This window comes from Psychrobacter sp. (assembly GCF_041554015.1).
Classification (GTDB): Bacteria; Pseudomonadota; Gammaproteobacteria; order Pseudomonadales; family Moraxellaceae; genus Psychrobacter.
This window is the reverse complement of record NZ_JBFFMS010000081.1, coordinates 1-3,240: the sequence shown is the minus strand read 5'-3', so window position 1 is coordinate 3,240 and position 3,240 is coordinate 1. Positions and strand designations below refer to the sequence as shown.

Here is a 3,240-nt window from a genome sequence, read left to right as displayed (position 1 = left end):
TCGTTAAATCTAAATACTTTCAGCAGTTATGGCCAGTGGCGATATCAAGTGATACCGACAGTAAAGGCTCGTGGAAAACAGACATAGAAGGATTTGAGGGCGGTCATATCTATGCAGCCTCAATGGGTGGTCAGGTAACCGGTCGTCGTGCTGGTCGTATGTCAAAAGAGTTCAACGGTTTAATTGTTCTTGATGATCCATTAAAGCCAGAAGACGCGTTCAGTGACACCAAGCGCAAAGCTGCTAACCGTAAATTACTTAATACAGTAAAAAGTCGTAAGGCAAAAAGCGACACACCTATTATCTTGATTATGCAGCGATTGCATAGTGATGACCCAACCCAATTCATCTTAGATGGAAATATGGGTGGTAAGTGGCGGCACGTCAACATACCGGCATTGATTGATGATGCGTTTATCAAGACGTTACCGCCTAGTATTGCAAAACTGGTGCCTACGGACGTAGAGCGTGACGATAAAGGCCGTCAAAGCTACTGGGCTGCTAAAGAGTCGCTGCTATCACTGCTAGAGCTGGAAATGGGTGGTAGTGATAAAGACGGCCAAAAGGTCAGTCGCTATACATTCCACAGCCAATATATGCAGTCGCCTACTAAGTTAGGTGGTGGATTAATCAAAGCCTCGTACTTTGGTCGCTATACAGTCTTGCCCAAACTTAAATGGCTAGCAATCTTTGCTGATACAGCACAAAAGACCAAAGAGGTTAATGATTACAGCGTGTTTATGGCAGCAGGTGAAGATTATGACGGCAACCTAGTCATTGTTGATGTACTTCGCGGTAAGTGGGAAGCGCCTGAATTAATCGTTAAAGCTGCCGGATTTATCAAAAAGCATAACGATAATGTGAACACTCCTAATTTGCGTTATGTGGCGATTGAAGATAAAGCAAGTGGTACAGGGTTGATACAGACATTAAAGACCACTAGCCGCGTATCTATCAAGGCTGTGCAGCGTAATACAGATAAACTTACTCGCTTTATGGACGCACACCCTTACATTGAGGACGGCATTGTTTATTTGCCATTAAATGCAACATGGGTTGGTGATTTTATCGATGAGGCAGAGGCGTTTAGTGCTGATATGTCACATGACCATGATGACCAAATAGATCCACTCATTGACTTAATCAACATTGGCAGACAATCAAAATCCGTATTCGACGTAATCGGCTAAGAGACAACTATGCTAAAACAAATAATGAACATTGCTGACAGCACACTGGTTAATCTAGTGAGCAAGCTCGGTACAAGCAGAGACAAGGCGAGTCATGACCAGTTTGCTTGGCATGTACCAAAGTCTGTCTTTGAGCTTGATAATCTGTATGAGTCGAACGGCATAGCGGCAAAGATTATTGATAAGCCAGTGCAAGATATGTTCCGTCAAGGTTATTACTTTGAGGGTATTGCAGGTGAAGACTTACAAAAACTTGACGACGAGATAGACCGCCTAAGTCTTGATGTGCATTTGAGCAAGGCTATGCGCCTGTCACGTTTGCATGGTAAGTCGTTTATCTTACTCGCTGCTGATAGTGATTTGCCACTCATGATGCCGCTTGGTGATAATGACACGCTTAGCTACATAACCACGTTGTCAGTGTCTCAGTTGGCAGCAGGTAGTGAAATGCGTCCAGCGTCAGAGGCGAATGGTTATTATGACAAGCCTGTCTATTACCGATTGCAAAAAAGCATGGGCGGTACAGCGGGTAGCATCGTTCACCACAGCCGTATCATTGAAGTTGTATGGGGTGATGGTAAAAGCGTCATGGAGAAGATACACGATGAGCTATTACGTTTTGTCAGTGTCAACGCTAATGCTGCGTCACTTGTACATGAGGCTAAGATTGACATCATTAAAACGCCTGATTTAGCCAACCAGATTCAAAATAATACTGAATCAATACTCAAGCGATTTGCTTTGGTGGGAATGCTCAAGGGCAACAACGGCACTGTGCTACTCGACAAAGATGAAGACTATCAAAGCAAGACTTACAATTTTTCAGGTCTGCCTGATTTGATGCAGGAATTTTCTGTGCAGCTAGCATCTGTTGCCGATATACCTTATACGGTTCTATTTGGTCGCTCACCTGCGGGTATGAACGCTACTGGTGAACATGACCTAAAGAACTATTACAACACTGTAGGCAGCTATCAGCGTGATTATGAACGCCCTGTGCTTAGACGACTGATTAATATTATTAGCAATTACTTATTGCCAAAAGTCGTCAATCCTAAGCTCGTGTTCAGTCCGTTATGGCAAGTCGATGAAAAGACGCTAAGTGAGATTGAGAAGAATAATGCTGAACGCGATATGAAATATCTTGATTTAGGCATTGTCACAGAGGCTCAGACTGCCAAGCAGTTAGTTGAGCAAGGCACTTATACAGTGATTGATGATGAGCATATCAAGTTGCTTGAAGGTTTAGACATGGAGATAGGAAATGGATCTCAATAACCTAAAGCCACTCATAGAGCAATCAAGCAAGTCAAAGCGTGGTCGTAAAGCAAAGGGTAAGCCTGTTAAGCCCTCACGTAAGCTCGAATTGGACTATACAAGGGCTTTACTGACCATCGTTGATGATATGCGCACCGAGACAGTCAAGGCGCTCATGCCGATAGCTAAGCAAGCACCTCGTGTCGGTGATAGCAAGATGGTTGCTGACAGCTTGTTCAGCGACTTCAAATCCGCATTTAGCAAGACAGCTAACACGGTCAAGGCTAAAGTATCAGGTATTGCAAACACATTAGCCAACACCATCGTCAGCAAGCAAAAGATAGCATCAGATAGTCAGCTGTCAGATATGCTACTCAAGCAGACAGGTATAGACTTTAGCGGATTGATGGGCGATAGCGCACTACAAGAGGCTATTGATGAGGCTGTGGCTGCTAACGTGGCGTTGATTAACTCGTTACCACAGCAATACTTAGATAGAGTTGAGCAGGCTGTCATGGCGAGCTTACAAGCAGGTACGCTTAACGCTACTTTAGCTGATGAGCTGACCAAGATTGAAGGTGTGACACAGAATAGAGCAAGACTGATAGCTCGTGACCAGTTAGGTAAGATTAATAGCCGACTCTCACAGGTTAGACAACAAGCACTTGGCATTACGCACTACACATGGTCAACGAGTCTTGATGAGCGAGTACGTAAGAAACATGATAATCGTGAGGGCGACATGATAGCGTGGGACAATCCACCGCCTGATGGTCATCCTGGACAACCTATT

The 3,240-nt window shown here is 44.2% G+C and carries 3 protein-coding genes; all 3 read left to right on the top strand.

The window, feature by feature from the left end:
• The coding region (terL, locus tag ABYU67_RS11985) for a phage terminase large subunit (RefSeq protein WP_372845508.1) at window positions 1–1,190 on the top strand (1,190 nt) is incomplete at its 5' end.
• Between the two features lie 9 nt (window positions 1,191–1,199).
• Window positions 1,200–2,468 (top strand): anti-CBASS protein Acb1 family protein, encoded by a 1,269-nt coding sequence (locus ABYU67_RS11980; protein ID WP_372845506.1) that lies wholly within the window; start codon window positions 1,200–1,202, stop codon window positions 2,466–2,468.
• A partial coding sequence (locus tag ABYU67_RS11975; RefSeq protein ID WP_372845504.1) for a phage minor head protein occupies window positions 2,455–3,240 on the top strand: 786 nt, incomplete at its 3' end. The genes ABYU67_RS11980 and ABYU67_RS11975, both read left to right, overlap by 14 nt.

Coding starts and splice junctions, on each gene's coding strand:
- ABYU67_RS11980 (WP_372845506.1), top strand. CDS start 1,200: ATGCTAAAACAAATAATGAACATTGCTGACAGCACACTGGTTAATCTA.